The 14,902-nt window shown below is 71.9% G+C and carries 12 protein-coding genes and 1 pseudogene; 3 read left to right on the top strand and 10 right to left on the bottom strand.

The window, feature by feature from the left end; genetic code table 11:
* Window positions 1–92: 92 nt before the first annotated feature.
* The 5 genes from BMW99_RS24880 to BMW99_RS24860 all read right to left on the bottom strand — a co-directional run bounded on the left by BMW99_RS24880 (window position 93) and on the right by BMW99_RS24860 (window position 8,288).
* On the bottom strand, window positions 93–587 hold the full coding sequence (locus BMW99_RS24880) for a phage holin family protein (protein ID WP_069463281.1): 495 nt from the start codon (window positions 585–587) through the stop codon (window positions 93–95).
* A 74-nt stretch (window positions 588–661) separates the two neighbouring features.
* Window positions 662–2,074 (bottom strand): Na+/H+ antiporter NhaA, encoded by a 1,413-nt coding sequence (nhaA, locus tag BMW99_RS24875; protein ID WP_069463280.1) that lies wholly within the window; start codon window positions 2,072–2,074, stop codon window positions 662–664.
* A 233-nt stretch (window positions 2,075–2,307) separates the two neighbouring features.
* A complete protein-coding gene (gene acs / locus BMW99_RS24870) occupies window positions 2,308–4,266 on the bottom strand; it encodes an acetate--CoA ligase (RefSeq protein ID WP_069463279.1) in 1,959 nt (652 codons plus the stop codon).
* Between the two features lie 87 nt (window positions 4,267–4,353).
* The gene (locus BMW99_RS24865) at window positions 4,354–6,729 is read right to left on the bottom strand and encodes a SulP family inorganic anion transporter (RefSeq protein WP_079138372.1); all 2,376 of its coding nucleotides are present in this window, start codon (window positions 6,727–6,729) and stop codon (window positions 4,354–4,356) included.
* Window positions 6,730–7,280: 551 nt separating this feature from the next.
* Window positions 7,281–8,288, bottom strand: a complete 1,008-nt coding sequence (locus BMW99_RS24860; RefSeq protein ID WP_069463283.1) for an ATP-binding protein — start codon at window positions 8,286–8,288, stop codon at window positions 7,281–7,283.
* 106 nt (window positions 8,289–8,394) lie between these two features.
* Between BMW99_RS24860 and BMW99_RS24855 the strand changes: the two genes are divergently transcribed.
* Window positions 8,395–9,252 carry an oxidoreductase gene (locus BMW99_RS24855; protein ID WP_069463278.1) on the top strand — a complete coding sequence of 286 codons (858 nt, stop codon included), beginning with the start codon at window positions 8,395–8,397 and terminating at the stop codon, window positions 9,250–9,252.
* A gap of 340 nt (window positions 9,253–9,592) precedes the next feature.
* Here BMW99_RS24855 and BMW99_RS24850 read toward each other — a convergent pair whose 3' ends face one another.
* A complete protein-coding gene (locus tag BMW99_RS24850) occupies window positions 9,593–10,438 on the bottom strand; it encodes an HAD family hydrolase (RefSeq protein ID WP_069463277.1) in 846 nt (281 codons plus the stop codon).
* A 439-nt stretch (window positions 10,439–10,877) separates the two neighbouring features.
* Here BMW99_RS24850 and ssd point away from each other — a divergent pair, with 439 nt between their 5' ends.
* On the top strand, window positions 10,878–11,984 hold the full coding sequence (ssd, locus tag BMW99_RS24845) for a septum site-determining protein Ssd (RefSeq protein WP_069466598.1): 1,107 nt from the start codon (window positions 10,878–10,880) through the stop codon (window positions 11,982–11,984).
* Window positions 11,981–12,832: pseudogene (locus tag BMW99_RS24840) on the top strand (TadA family conjugal transfer-associated ATPase); the annotation flags it as partial. The gene ssd and the pseudogene BMW99_RS24840, both read left to right, overlap by 4 nt.
* Before the next feature lie 33 nt (window positions 12,833–12,865).
* On the opposite strand, the gene BMW99_RS24835 reads toward BMW99_RS24840, so the two are convergent.
* From BMW99_RS24835 to BMW99_RS24820, 4 genes are all read right to left on the bottom strand, one after another.
* On the bottom strand, window positions 12,866–13,360 hold the full coding sequence (locus BMW99_RS24835) for a hypothetical protein (protein ID WP_143080562.1): 495 nt from the start codon (window positions 13,358–13,360) through the stop codon (window positions 12,866–12,868).
* An 84-nt stretch (window positions 13,361–13,444) separates the two neighbouring features.
* Complete coding sequence (locus BMW99_RS24830; RefSeq protein WP_069466600.1) at window positions 13,445–13,678, bottom strand: winged helix-turn-helix domain-containing protein; 234 nt, start codon at window positions 13,676–13,678, stop codon at window positions 13,445–13,447.
* A 564-nt stretch (window positions 13,679–14,242) separates the two neighbouring features.
* Window positions 14,243–14,392, bottom strand: coding sequence for a plasmid mobilization protein (locus BMW99_RS43135; protein ID WP_107451722.1), 150 nt, complete (start codon window positions 14,390–14,392; stop codon window positions 14,243–14,245).
* Window positions 14,389–14,901 carry a transfer protein spdA gene (locus BMW99_RS24820; RefSeq protein WP_245791615.1) on the bottom strand — a complete coding sequence of 171 codons (513 nt, stop codon included), beginning with the start codon at window positions 14,899–14,901 and terminating at the stop codon, window positions 14,389–14,391. The genes BMW99_RS43135 and BMW99_RS24820 overlap by 4 nt, the downstream gene beginning before the upstream one ends.
* Window position 14,902: the final 1 nt, after the last annotated feature.

Below are 14,902 nucleotides of genomic sequence, written 5' to 3'. Positions count from 1 at the left end.
TCGGGTCGTCGCGCGGCCGCCCGCCTCGTGCGCCGCGCCGCCACAGCCCCGGACGGCCGTACCGGCGGGGGCGGCCGTACCAGCGGGGGCGGCTACTCGCCCTTGGGGCCGGGCAGCGCCGACCGCGACGCCTTGCCGCCGGCGCCGGTGAGCTCCGGCCGCGCGTCGGCGGGCTCGACCGGCCGCGGGTGCGGCTTGGCCTTCTGCAGCACCGCCGCGCTCTCCTTCGCCGAGTGCAGCGACCGCTCGGGCTTCTTCACCTTCTTGAACCGGCCGTACGCGATCAGCGCCATGAGCACCGCCAGCACGACGTAGGCGCCGAACACGATGAGGAACGACCAGCCCAGCGTGATGCCCAGCGCGTGGATGCCGTACGCGGCGGCCATGCTGCCCATCGGCACCGCGAACAGGGCCAGCGCCAGCGCTCCGACGACGAGCCCGCTGCCGACCGCGGCCCGCTTGGCGTCCTGTCGGATCTCGGCCTTGAACAGGGCGATCTCGTCGTGCACCAGGGCGGAGACCTCCGCCGTGGCGGACGCGAACAGCTGCCCGATGCTGCGCTCGTCACCGTTCGAGGCTGCGCTCATCGCGGCGTCCTCCGTCGTTCTGCGTGGGTTCGGTCACGGTACCGGTTCGTACCGTGTCTGCCCCCGATCATGCCTTACGCGTCATCAGAGCCGCCGGTGTCCCGGCCGAGTTGGGCGAGGCGGCGGTGTTCCGCGGCCTGACGTTCGAACATCTCGGCCATCCTGAGGTGGTACGCGGGCTGGTCCTCCTCGTAGATGTCGGGGATGCCGTCGCCGTCGGAGTCGCGCTCCTCGTACTCGGTCAGCGCCCGGTAGGTGTTGTTGCGGAGCTTCAGCAGCGTGGCGGCCAGCACCGCGGAGATCAGCGAACCCACCAGCACCGCCGCCTTCGCCTCGTCGGCGAGCGGGGGGCCGGTGAAGGCCAGCTCGGCGATCAGCAGCGAGACGGTGAAGCCGATACCGCCCAGCGCGGCCACGGCCAGCACGTCCGGCCAGCGCAGGTCCTTGTTCAGTTCGGCGCGGGTGAAGCGGGCCGCCAGCCAGGTGCCGCCGAACACCCCCAGCGGCTTGCCGATCACCAGGCCCAGCACGATGCCGAGCGTCTCCGGCCGGTGGAAGACGTCGCCGAGCGAGCCGGCCGACACCGCCACCCCGGCGGAGAACAGCGCGAACAGCGGCACCGCCACCCCGGCCGACAGCGGCCGCACCAGGTGCTCGATGTGCTCGCCCGGCGACCGCGCCTCGCCGGGGCGCTGGGTGCAGCGCAGCATCAGGCCCATGGCGACGCCGGAGATCGTCGCGTGGACGCCGCTGTTGTACATCAGCGCCCAGATCACCAGCGCCAGCGGCACGTACACGTACCAGCCGCGCACCTCGCGCCGCAGCAGCAGCCAGAACAGGACCAGCCCGCCGGCCGCCCCGATCAGGGCCGCGTAGTCGATCTCGGAGGTGAAGAAGATCGCGATGATGAGGATGGCGAACAGGTCGTCGACGACGGCGAGGGTGAGCAGGAACGCGCGCAGCGCGGCGGGCAGGGCGGTGCCGATCACGGCGAGGACGGCCAGCGCGAACGCGATGTCGGTGGCGGTGGGAACCGCCCAGCCCTTGAGCACGCCGCCGCCCGACGAGGCCGCGATCGTGTAGACGACGGCCGGGACCGCCATGCCGCACAGCGCCGCCACTACGGGCAGCACCGCCGCCGCGGGGGTGCGCAGCTCGCCGACGACCAGCTCGCGCTTGAGCTCGATCCCGGCGACGAAGAAGAAGATCGCGAGCAGGCCGTCCGCCGCCCAGTGCTCGACCGACAGGTGCAGGCCGATCGCGGACGGCCCGAAGTGGACGCCGCTCGCCGTCTCGTAGCTGTGGTGCGCGGCGTTCGACCAGATCAGCGCGGCGACGGCGGCGGCCAGCAGCAGCACCCCGCCGACCGTCTCGGTGCGCAGCGCGTCGGCCACGAACGTCCGCTCGGGCAGGGGCAGCCGGCCCAGCAGGGTGGCGGCGCGGCGGGCGGGCCCCGGCGCGGATCGCTGCGGCGGCTGCTCAGTCACGGGGGGCGACCTCCTGGGCTCGCCCTCAGTCTTCCCGCGAAGGGGGCCGCGGGCGCCGTCGAGTGATCCGAACGAATGAGATCCGAACGAATGAGAGGGGCACCCGGCCTTCCGGCCGGGCGCCCCTCGCGCGGTGGTGTCGGTGCGACGCGCTGTCCGCGCCGACGTCGCCTCCCGACGGTCCCGACGGTCCCGACTGTGCCGCCGGTGCCGCCGGTCCTCGTTCTGGTCCCCTAGTCCTCGGACGCCGCCGAGGGCAGGCGACTCTGGATCAGGTCCATGACCGAGGAGTCGGTGAGCGTGGTGACGTCGCCCAGCTCGCGGTTCTCCGCGACGTCCCGGAGCAGACGGCGCATGATCTTCCCGGAGCGGGTCTTCGGCAGCTCGGTGACCACCAGGACGCGCTTGGGCTTGGCGATCGGGCCGAGCGTCTTGGCGACGTGGTCGCGCAGCGCGGAGGTCAGCTCGGCGCTGTCCTCGGCGGTGCCGCGCAGGATGACGAACGCGACGATCGCCTGGCCGGTGGTCTCGTCGGTGGCGCCGACGACCGCGGCCTCGGCCACCTTCGGGTGCGAGACCAGCGCGGACTCGACCTCGGTGGTGGAGATGTTGTGGCCGGAGACCAGCATCACGTCGTCGACCCGGCCGAGCAGCCAGATGTCGCCGTCGTCGTCCTTCTTGGCGCCGTCGCCGGCGAAGTAGCGGCCCGGGAAGCGGGACCAGTACGTGTCGAGGTAGCGCTGGTCGTCGCCCCAGATGGTGCGCAGCATCGACGGCCACGGCTCGGTGAGGACCAGGTAGCCGCCGGAGCCGTTGGGCACCTCGTTGGCCTCGTCGTCCACGACGGTGGCGGCGATGCCGGGCAGCGGGCGCTGCGCCGAGCCGGGCTTGGTCTCGGTGACGCCGGGCAGGGGGCTGATCATCATCGCGCCGGTCTCGGTCTGCCACCACGTGTCGACGATCGGGGTGCGGCCGCCGCCGATGTGCTCGCGGTACCAGACCCACGCCTCGGGGTTGATCGGCTCGCCGACGCTGCCCAGCACCCGCAGGCTGCTCAGGTCGAACTTCGCGGGGATGTCGTCGCCCCACTTCATGAACGTGCGGATCGCGGTCGGCGCGGTGTAGAGGATGGTGACGCCGTACTTCTGCACGATCTCCCAGAACCGGCCCTGGTGCGGGGTGTCCGGGGTGCCCTCGTAGATGACCTGCGTGGCGCCGTTCGAGAGCGGGCCGTAGACGATGTACGAGTGGCCGGTCACCCAGCCGATGTCCGCGGTGCACCAGTAGACGTCGGTCTCGGGCTTCAGGTCGAACACCGCGTGGTGGGTGTAGCTGGCCTGCGTCAGGTAGCCGCCGGAGGTGTGCAGGATGCCCTTGGGCTTCCCGGTGGTGCCCGAGGTGTAGAGGATGAAGAGCGGGTGCTCGGCGTTGAACGCCTCGGGGGTGTGCTCGGCGGACTGGCGGGCGGTCAGCTCGTGCCACCAGACGTCGCGGCCCTCGGTCCACTCGACGTCCTGGCCGGTCCTGCGGACCACGAGGACGTGCTCGACCTGCGGCGTGCGGGACACCGCGTCGTCGATGGCCGGCTTGAGGGCGGACGGCTTGCCGCGGCGGAAGCCGCCGTCGGCGGTGATGACGAGCTTGGCGTCGGCGTCGTCGATGCGGGACGCGACCGCGTCCGCGGAGAAGCCGCCGAACACCACGGAGTGCGCGGCGCCGATGCGGGCGCAGGCCAGCATCGCGACGACCGCCTCGGGGATCATCGGCAGGTAGATCGCGACCCGGTCGCCCTTGGCCACGCCCAGCTCGGTGAGCCCGTTGGCGGCGCGGCAGACCTCGTCCTTCAGCTCCGCGTACGTCACGGTGCGGCCGTCGCCCGACTCGCCCTCGAAGTGGATGGCCACACGGTCGCCGAGGCCGGCCTCCACGTGCCGGTCCACGCAGTTGTACGCGACGTTCAGCTCGCCGTCGGCGAACCACTTGGCGAACGGCGGGTTGGACCAGTCCAGCGTCTGGGTGGGCTCGGTCGCCCAGGTCAGGCGACGGGCCTGCTCGGCCCAGAAGCCCAGCCGGTCGGCCTTGGCCTTGTCGTACGCCGCCTCGGTGACGTTGGCTGCGGCGGCCAGTTCGGCCGGAGGAGCGAACCGCCGCTCCTCCTTCAGCAGGTTGGCCAGGCTCTCGTTGCTGCTCACGCCAGCTCCTTGTCAGGGTGTCCCAGATGTCCCAGCACTACCTCACCAGTCCTGGCGCACCCTGACAAGGGTTGCCCGCAAAGTGGTTTAGACCTTTGTGGTGGCTCCCTCCGTTTCCGGGCTGCCGGGAGCGCCCCCGGGCGGCCGTGCGCCGCCGGCCCGGGCCTCGTCCGCACTGACCTGGGACGGGGCGTCACGGGCCGCCGTTCCGTCCGGCACCGCGTCGTCGGGCCAGGCCGTGGCCGCCTCGGGGGCGACGGCGGTGAACACCCCGGTCGCCGTGTCCAGCATGTACGCCTGCGCCTCGGCCACGTGGAAGTACATCCCGTGCAGCTGGAGCGAGCCGTCGGCGACCCGGCGGGCGACGGGCGGATGGACCGTCAGATGGTCGAGCTGCGTCACCACGTTGACCAGCGCCAGGCGCTCGGCGTCGTCGGCGACGGGCCGCCCGGCGAGCGCGACCCCTCCCGGCCCGGTGGACGAGGGCCGGCGCAGCCGGTCCAGGCTCGGCCGGCCGTGGCTCAGCCAGCGGGCCAACGGCGTGCGTGCGCCCGGCTCGTGGTCCGAGCCGAGCAGTGCCTGCATCGCGCCGCAGCCGGAGTGCCCGCACACGGTGATGCCGGACACGCGCAGCACCTCCACCGCGTACTCCACGGCCGCGGCCACCGAGTCGCAGGACGTCTCCGCGCCGGGCGGCGGCACGATGTTGCCCACGTTCCGCACGGTGAACAGGTCGCCCGGGCCGCTCGACGTGATCATGCTGGTGACCAGCCGGGAGTCGGCGCAGGTGAGGAAGAGGTGCCCCGGGCTCTGGCCCTCGTGGGCCAGCCGGGCCAGCTCCGCACGCACCAGGGGCGCGGTGTTGCGCTGGAACGCGCTGACCCCGCCGAGCAGTTGACCGCCGCTGGTGGCCGGCGCCCCGTTGGGTGCGGGCCTGGTGCAGTGGTGGTTGCGCCACGGCGTCCAGGGGCGGCACGCGTGGGCGCTCAGCGGTTCGCTGACCGTCCGTCCGGCACCGTCGCCCAGCACCGCGCGGCCGCCGCGCGAGCGGTGCCGGCCGCACCAGGCGCTCAGCGCCTCGTAGGCGGCGTGGTCCATGAACGAGCCGTCCAGCTCCACCACCGCGTTGGCCCCGGGGGGCACCTGGGCGAACGCCCGGGTCAGCCGCGGCACGGCCAGGAACGTCAACTGGCCGGTCACCCGCACCCGGTGGCAGCCGGGCTCCTCCGTGACGGTGACCCGCGTGCGGGTCAGGCGGTGCAGTGCCAGCACGACGGCGACCGCGATGCCCGCGGCCACGCCCGCCAGGACGCCGAACAGGACGACGGCGCCGAGCGTGACCGCGTAGACCGGGAACTCGCGGTGCCGCTGCACGTGCCGGATGTGGGCGAAGCTGACCATCCGCACCCCCACCACCATGACGAGCGCGGCGAGCGACGCCAGCGGGATCGCCCGCAGCGCGCCGGCGGCGAAGCCCGCGCAGGCGAGCACCCACACGCCGTGCAGGATCGTGGCCCGCCTGCTGCGGGCGCCCGCCTCGACGTTGGCGGAGCCGCGCATCGCGCCGCCGGCGATCGGCAGGCCGCCGAGCAGGCCCGACAGCACGTTGGAGGCGCCCTGGCCGAGCAGTTCGCGGTCCAGCCGGGCCGGCGGGGCGTGCGGCCCGGGACGCCGGGCCCGCAGCGTGTCCACGGCCACCGCCGACAGCAGCGACTCCATGCTGGCGACGAGCGTCACGGTCAGGACCGCCGCGGCGACCCCGAGCACCGGCCCGTCGGGGAGCTGCGGCAGCAGCGGCGCCCGCCACTCCGGCAGCACGACGCGGGGGACGGTGTGCCAGGCGCTCACCGCTGTGGCCACGCCCACCGCGACCAGCGGGGCGGGGACCGCACGCAGCCCGGCGGCCCGCCCGCGCAGCCGCGGCCACCCGAGCAGGACCGCCGCGGTCAGCGCGCCGATGAACGGCGTCGCGGGGTGGCTGTGCGCCAGCTGGCCGGGCAGGGCCGCGATGTTGGCGAGGGTGGAGCTCTGGGGGGAGCCGCCGAGCACCACGTGCAGCTGGCCCACCGCGATGACCGTGCCGATCCCGGCGAGCATGCCGTGCACGATGGCCGGGCTGACCGCGAGGGCGGCGCGGGCCACCCGCAGTGCGCCGAGCAGCAGCTGGACGAGTCCGGCCAGCACTGTGATCGCGCACGTGGCACGCCATCCGTAGCGGTGGACCAGGCCCGCGGTGACCACCACGAGGCTGGTGGCGGCGCCGCTGACCTGCAGCGGGGCACCGCCCAGCGAGCCCGCGACGATCCCGCCCACCGCGGCGGCGACCAGACCGGCCTGCAGGGGTGCGCCGGTGGCGAGCGCGAGGCCCAGCGACAGCGGGACGGCGATCAGGAAGACCGTGATCGAGGCGGACAGATCGGATCGGTGGCTGCCGAGCAGGCTCGGCAACGGCGGCAGTCTCATGGTTCCCGTCTCCTTCTTCGGGCGGCGGGTGCCGGGGTGCGGGCCGGAGGCGCGCGGAGCCGGAGTGGCGCAGCGAGCCCCCTCGGCACTCCCAAGCTTCGGTAAATGGAGAGTAATGTCTCGAACGCGGAGAGTGAAGTCCGGAGGGCCGATCCGGCGATCATTTCCAGCTATCGAGTGAATTGTCCGGTGAGCGGATCGATGTGCCCGGCGACATTCGGTGAGCGCGCCGCCGTGCGGTCGCGGTCGCTGTGGTGGGGCGGGGGCCCTGCCGTGTCGGGTCGAACCGAGCACCGGCCGTCGCGCTGAGGGCCGTGGCCGCCCGGGGGGCCGGTGCCGGCCGGCGGGACGGCGGGGAGGCCGGCACCCCGTTCGCTGCGCGGCCGTGCGTCCGGAGCTCCGGACGGGACCACTGGGTGGCACCTCAGGGAGCGCCGGGATCCGGCGGGGCGAAGGCTCGGTCGCGCGCCGGACAACGCACACCGGCCTCGTCGACGACGAGGACCGGCGCAGGTCGGAGCGCTGCGCCGGTCGGAGCGCCGCTGCGCAGGTCAGGCCGTGGCGGCCGCGGTGCCGGCGGGCGCCGCGAGCGCTGCCTCGCCCAGGACGAAGGAGGGGTCGATCTGGCCCGCCAGGTCGGCGCCGGTCCTCTCGTTGCCCCAGCTGCGGGCGTTCTTCTCGTGGAAGTGCGCCATCTGCCGTGTGTAGCGGGTCCAGTCGCGGGCCTCGTAGGCGCGGTCGGCGTGCGCGTGCACGGTGCGCAGCACCTCACGGTTCACCTGCTCCAGCAGCTCGAACCGCGGCGGGCGGCCCTTCTCCATCGCGCGCACCCAGTCCGAGTGGCCGAAGGCGGCCAGCAGGTCGTCGCCGACCTCGGCCCGCAGGAACGCCAGGTCGTCCTCGCCCTGCACCTTGTTGCCGACCACGGCGAGGCCGACGCCGAAGTCGCGGGCGTACTCCTTGTACTGCCGGTAGACCGCGACGCCCTTGCGGGTCGGCTCGGCGACCAGGAACGTCATGTCGAAGCGCGTGAACATCCCGGAGGCGAAGGAGTCGCTCCCGGCCGTCATGTCGACCACCAGATACTCGTCGCGCCCGTCCACCAGGTGGTTCAGGCACAGCTCCACCGCTCCCACCTTCGAGTGGTAGCAGGCGACACCCAGGTCGGACTCGCTGAAGGGCCCGGTGACCATCAGGCGCACCTCGGCGCCGTCGTCGAGCGCGACGGTACGGGCACAGGCCGCGTACACCGGGTTGTCCTCCGCCAGGCGCAGCAGCCGTGACCCGCGGCCCGGCGGGGTGGTCTTGATCATCGTCGCGGCGGACGCGATCCGGGGGTTGGCGCCGCGCAGGTACTCCTTGATGTCCGGCAGGTGCGCGCCCAGCGCGGGCAGCGCCACCGCGTCGTCCTCGTCCAGGCCGAGGGCGGGGCCGAGATGCTGGTTGATGTCCGCGTCGATCGCGAGGACCGGGACGCGCGCGGCCGCGAGATGGCGGACGAAGAGGGAGGACAGTGTCGTCTTCCCGCTGCCGCCCTTCCCGACGAAAGCGATCTTCATGTTCGGCAGCGTAGTGGTGTGTGCCACGCCGTAGCCCGGTCGGAGTGGGAAAGGCCACTCGTTCGTGGTCGTTCACGGTCCCGGTGGGTTTGTAGGGTCTTGTGTCATGGCTTCGAACGGATCTCCCTCGCCCGCCCACGGGCACGCCGACCCCCTGGCCGTGCTGGGGGACCTCCCGGGTGTTCCCGAGTCGGTCGCCTCGGTGCGCAAGGCCGTGGACGGCGTCTACGGGCACCGGGTGATGCGCCGGCGCTCCGACGAGGTCGCCTCCGAGGCGGCGCTCCGTGGAGCGCGCGCGTCCGCCGCGCTCGCGGGCGCGGACTGGTCCCTGGAGGAGCTGCGCCGCCGCAGCGACTTCTCGGCCGACGCCGAGGCGCACACGGTCGGCGCGGCCCTGCGGCTGACCGCGGAGGCCGGACAACTGCTCGGCATCTGGCGCCGGTCACCGGTCCAGGCGCTGGCCCGGCTCCACCTGGTGGCCGCCGGCGGAGTGTCCGACGACGCGACGGTGGGGCGTCCGCGCCTGAGTGGCGAGTCCGTCGACGAGCCGCTGGTCCCGGTCGCGGATCTCCCGCTGCCCGACTCGATAGAGGTCAACGCTCGGCTGGAGGGTCTGGCGGACCTGCTGCGCGCCGGCACCAGCGCGCCCGCCCTCGTCGTGGCCGCCGCCGTGCACGGCGAACTGCTGTGCCTGCGCCCGTTCGGGTCGTTCAACGGCCCCGTGGCGCGGGCGGCCGAGCGCATCGTGCTGGTCGGCAGCGGTCTGGACCCGAAGTCCGTGTGCCCGGCCGAGGTCGGATACGCGGAACTGGGCCGTTCGGAGTACCTGGCGGCGCTGGAGGGCTATGCGTCCGGGACTCCGGAGGGCATGGCCGTGTGGATCGCGCACTGCGGCAAGGCGCTGGAACTCGGGGTGCGCGAGAGCGTGGCCGTGTGCGAGGCGCTGCAGCGCGGGGCCGCCTGAGCGGCGGCGCGGGTCCCGGTCGCCCCGGACGACCTGGGGCGGACACGAAGATGCGGCGGCATCGTCGGAGATGCCGCCGCTGGCATGTCCGCCGAGTTACCAGTGCGTGCGCGATATCTGCCCATCAGGTCGGGATCTTTGCCCGTGACCTGGTGCGGCTGGCCCGGTTGGCGGGTCGGCTACGCGTGGGTGCCCGGCTTTCATGCTCGGTCCGTGGGGCCATCTGCTGTGAACTGCGGTCTTCCTCTCGGAACTCCGTGGTCTCGCGGGCCTATGTCCTTTCTACCGCTGACCGGTGCGAAGCGGAACCCCTGGCTCTGGTTTTTACGTTTCCTGTCAATCAGGACATAAGGACCGACCGGCGCCGCCGGGAGGCCAGCCAGACCAGGCCCGCGGTGGCCGCCGCGGCGCCCAGGGCCGCGAGCACCAGCACGGGCCCCTCGGGCATCGGCAGCGCCTGGATGCGCTGGTTGAGCCGCACCGGACGGCTGAAGGTCAGCACGGGCCACTCGCGGGCCACCGCCTCCTTGCGCAGGGCGCGGTCCGGGTTGACGGCGTACGGGTGCCCGACCGCCTCGAGCATCGGAACGTCGGTCGCCGAGTCGCTGTACGCGAAGGACCGCTTCAAGTCGTAGCCCTCCGACTCCGCCAGTCGAGCCATGGCTTCGGCTTTCGCCGGTCCGTAGACGTAGTGCTCGATCTCCCCGTTGTACGCGCCGTCCTCGACGACCATCCGGGTGGCGATGACATGGTCGGCGCCCAGCATCTCGCCGATCGGCTCGACGACTTCGGAGCCCGAGGCGCTGACGATCACCACGTCACGGCCGGCCGCGTGGTGCTCCTCGATGAGCGAGGCGGCCTCGTCGTAGATGATCGGGTCGATCAGGTCGTGCAGCGTCTCGGCGACGATCTCCCGTACCTGCTGGACATTCCAGCCGCGGCACAGATCGGAGAGGTATTTGCGCATCCCCTCCATCTGGTCGTGATCCGCGCCACCGACCAGGTACACGAACTGGGCATATGCGGTTCGCAATACCGCACGTCTGTTGATGAGGCCGCCGTGGTAGAAGGAGCGCCCGAAGGCGAGCGTGCTGGACTTGGCGATCACGGTCTTGTCGAGATCGAAGAACGCCGCGGTGCGCGGTGGCAGGTGGTTTTCCACGAGACGAGCATAGGCAACCACCATTCGGCGTAAGCTCAGGCGCGTGGGTTTGCCTGAGAAGGCCATCGGGTACACCATGGAAGTCACGGATCGTTCGCGACCGTGCTAACCCGGTCTGGCTCCTCCCCCCCCGAGTCGGACCGTGGGGACGACCCCCGCTCTCCCCCCCGGCGGGGGTCGTCGCATGTCCGGACCCGTTTCTGTGGCCCGATCCCGTCTGCGCGGCCCGTGTGTCCATCGTTCTCCCCTTCGCATGCGTGTGCGTACTGCCGTGTACGACGCGTGACGGTGTGTAATCGATTCCCGCTCCGCCGGAACTCACTCCTCCGTGTGGCGGAGTTATCCACAATCGTCGAGTTGTCCACAGATTCCGACCAAGATCATCTCAATTCCGGTTCCAGTCCCAAGCTGATCGCAGGCGAAGCTCACCGAGCTCGCACGACTCGCTACGGGGGACTCGGAAATGACCGGAACCACCACGCCCGACCGTCTCGCGGCCACTGCCGAACGGTCGGCCGGGCCGCTGATTGTGGCCGACGACGAAACGCTGCTCGACGATCTGCTCCGGTTGTGCGCCGCCGCGGGCACCGAACCGGAAGTCGTGTTCACGGCGCCGCCACGCGCGGCCAGTTGGGACCGGGCCCCGCTCGTCCTGGTCGACGCGGAAGCGGCCGGCAGAGTGCAGGGCGCCCCGCGGCGCCGCGGCGTCCTCCTCATCGGCCGGGACCTCGACGACGCGGAGACCTGGCGCCGCGGTGTCGGCATCGGCGCCGACCACGTGCTCTTCCTGCCCGAGTCGGAGACCTGGCTCGTCGACCGGATCGCCGACATCGCCGAGGGAACGGGCAGCCCCGCCCTGACCGTCGGCGTGGTCGGCGGCCGCGGCGGAGCCGGCGCGTCGACCCTGGCCTGCGGGATGGCCGTGACCGCCGCCCGCGGCGGCCTGCGGACCATGCTCATCGACGGCGACCCGCTCGGAGGCGGCCTCGACATCCTCCTCGGCGCCGAACGCACCGGCGGGCTCCGCTGGCCCGACTTCGCCGACTCGCGCGGCCGGGTCAACAGCGGGGCCCTGGAGGAGTCCCTGCCACGGCTCGACGCCCTCAGCGTGCTGAGCTGGGACCGCGGCGACACCGTCGCGATCCCGCCCGCGGCCATGCGGTCCGTGCTGGGCGCGGCGCGCCGTCGCGGCGGAGTGGTCGTCGTCGACCTGCCGCGCCGCGTGGACGACACCGTCGCCGAGACCCTCCACCAGATCGACGTGGGCCTCCTCGTGGTCCCGGCCGAACTGCGGGCGGTGGCCGCCGCCAGCCGTGTCGCCGGCGCCGTCGGCACCCATCTGAAGGACCTTCGGGTGGTGGCCCGCGGCCCTTTCGCCCCCGGCCTGGACGACCAGGAGACGGCCCGCCTCCTCGGACTCCCGCTGGCGGGTGAACTGCCGCACGACGCCTCGCTCGGGGACACCCTGTCCGGCGGGCCACCGGGTTCCGCCCGCCGCGGGCCCCTCGCCCGCTTCTGCGCCGCCTTCCTCGACCGCGCGATGAACCGGGCCGGGAGCGTGCCGGCATGAGCCCCGAACTCCTGGACGCCGTCCGGCTCCACCTCGCCGAACACGGCGGCGAGCCGACCCCCGCCCGGGTGGCGGCGGCCCTGCGCGCCCGGGGACGGCTGCTCGGCGACGCCGAGGTGCTGGGCGTGGTGGAGGCCCTGAGATCCGAACTCGTCGGCGCCGGCCCCTTGGAGCCGCTCCTCGCCGACCCCGACGTCACCGACATCCTCGTCAACGCACCCGACCAGGTGTGGATCGACCGCGGCCGCGGCCTGGAACGCAGCGGCGTCCGCTTCGCCGACACCGCCGCCGTACGCCGGCTGGCCCAACGCCTGGCGACTACCGCGGGCCGGCGGCTCGACGACGCCCGGCCGTGGGTGGACGCGCGACTGCCCGACGGCACCCGGCTGCACGCCGTGCTCCCACCGGTCGTCGTCGGCTCCCCCTGCCTGTCGCTGCGCGTCGTACGCGCCCGGGCCTTCACTCTTCCCGAACTCGTCGCGGCAGACACGCTCGACAGCGGGACCGCGGCGCTGCTGCGGGACGTCCTCGACGCCCGGCTGTCGTTCATGATCAGTGGCGGCACCGGCTCCGGGAAGACGACGCTGCTCAGCTGCCTGCTGGGCCTCGTCGACCCCGCCGCCAGGATCGTCCTGGCCGAGGACTCCGCCGAACTCCGGCCCGACCACCCGCACGTGGTCCGGCTGGAGACCCGCCCGGCGAACCAGGAGGGTGCCGGCCACGTCACCCTGCGGGACCTCGTCCGCCAGGCCCTGCGGATGCGCCCCGACCGGCTGGTCGTCGGCGAGGTCCGGGGCCCCGAGGTCCTTGATCTTCTGGCCGCGCTGAACACGGGCCACGAGGGCGGGTGAACAGGTCAACCATACATGGGAGGGTCCTGGTCAGGGCGTTGTTCCGAGGGTCCTCGCTGCCGACGCCAGGAAGGCATCCCGCGTCGCTTCCCTCTCCCGCATGTTGGCCTCCACGGTTTCGAGGGTGAGCCCGTCCTCCAGGAGACCGTTCAGCTGCCGGAACGCCCTCACCAGTGCTCTCGCGGCCTCTGCCACTTCTGTAGGGCCCTCCATTCGGACCACCAACAAGCTTTGGTAGAGGGAGCGCTCGGCCGAGGCAAGGCTTAGCAGCGCGGACTCAGACAAGTTGCGATTCTCAGTGCGGTTCACTTCACGTTGAGCAAGATCCATGAGGTGGATCTTGCTCAGGAAGTCCACGTAGGCATCTCGGCGAATCTCACGGTGCCGCGCAACGCGCTGCTCTAGCCGCTCACGCTCCTTGTCGGCGCTCTCCTGACGCCCTTTAAGCAAGGTGAATCCACCGGCCAGGCCAGCGCCTGCGACCACAGCGCCAGCGCCGAGCAGCGTGCTCAATATGTCTGACATGCAGGTAAAAATACGGGACACGCTCATAGGTGACGGGGGCAACGCACAGACAAGGCGGGCACCTTGGGGGCGCGGGCGCTGTTGCTACCCGGCTGCCTCACTCACGAAGTAGCCACGGCCGCTGACGACGTACACCAGGCCCTCAGGGCGGAGGCTGGCCAGCGCGCGGGAAGCCGTCGACTGGGACACATCGAACTCAGCGGCGAGGGCCACGGTGCCCGGCAGACGCTCGCCAGCGCGATAGGTGCCACTCCCGATGCGTCGCCGGATCTCCGCCGCTACCTGGGGCCAGTGCGGCTCGGCCCTATCGATGTCCACCTAGTCAGCCTGCGACCGATTCACCCATTACGCTATCGAGGTAGTCAGCTACCGAGCTAGTCTGATGACGCAGCGCAAACAGAAACGACCCCCAGTGATCGGGCTGAAGCGATCACCAGGGGTCTGACCGACAAGGGAGCGTCGGCTATGGCAGAGCTTAGGCGTACGGAACTGGACGCAGCGCGAGAGGGCACAAACGCCCGGCTGCTGCCATGGCAGAACAACGGCAAACCCACTTACCTGGTGACCGATCCGGCCGGAACCTCTGCGCTGGCGAGGCTGGCCGATTCGGTCGAGTCACAGCAAGTCGCCAACGCACGGGAAGTGTTGCGGCTCAGCGGACAGCGGGAAATGGACACGTGCGGTGCGCCGGAACTCCGATGGGTAGTTGCGAGGCTGCGGGAATCGCTAACAGAGGTATTGCGCGTAGCTGAGTCACGGGGCATGCGACTTCCTGCCCCCGAGCCGACCGAGTAAGCCGACACCAGAAACGACACAACGCCCCGCTACGCGGTCCAGGACAGTCCTGGTGCGTAGCGGGGCGTTTCATTGCCTGGCAGGGCCTCAGTGCGACTCAGGGCCACGCGGGGGCAGATTCAGCAGGCGGCGCACATAGCGGTTCACGCTGACGCCTTCCGCCTTTGCGGCAGCGCGTAGGCTCTCGCGCTCGTCCTGAGTGACCCGCACCCAAAGAGTCCTGACTAGTTCGGTCATGCGGCTGCCTCCTCGGCAAGTCGTAGGTAGCGGCGTCCGGTTCGTTCGGACACACCAAAGTGGTCGGCCATCATGCGTCCGGTCACCGGTCGGCCATTGCGGGACTCAAGAACGGACATGGCCGCTAGCACGTCCTCGGCGGTAGGCGGAGTGACCGGAGTTTCGTCCGGCGCGCTGTCCTCGAAATCGGCCCACAGGTCACCAGACGGCCAGCTATCGGAAACGCACTCAGCGCCACTCTGACGGGCGGTCGCCGGCTCGGGGACCCCCGCTTCCACGGAAGGGGAATCCAGGGGCGCAGACGACCGCTCAGGGCTTTCTGCCCGGTGCATTCGCCACACGGTCAGCGGGAAAACGGCGTGCAGCGCTGCGGACACCCAGGTATCGACGGCGGACAGAGACTCTGCGGTAAGGACACTGGCCACATTGGCGGCCACAGCAACGGCCACGGACAGGGCCACATCACGGCCTGACCGGACGGCCCAGACTAGGTAAAGGTCGACGGCCACG

The organism is Actinacidiphila rubida, from assembly GCF_900110255.1.
Lineage (GTDB): Bacteria > Actinomycetota > Actinomycetes > Streptomycetales > Streptomycetaceae > Actinacidiphila > Actinacidiphila rubida.
This window is presented reverse-complemented; position numbering and strand designations above follow the sequence as displayed.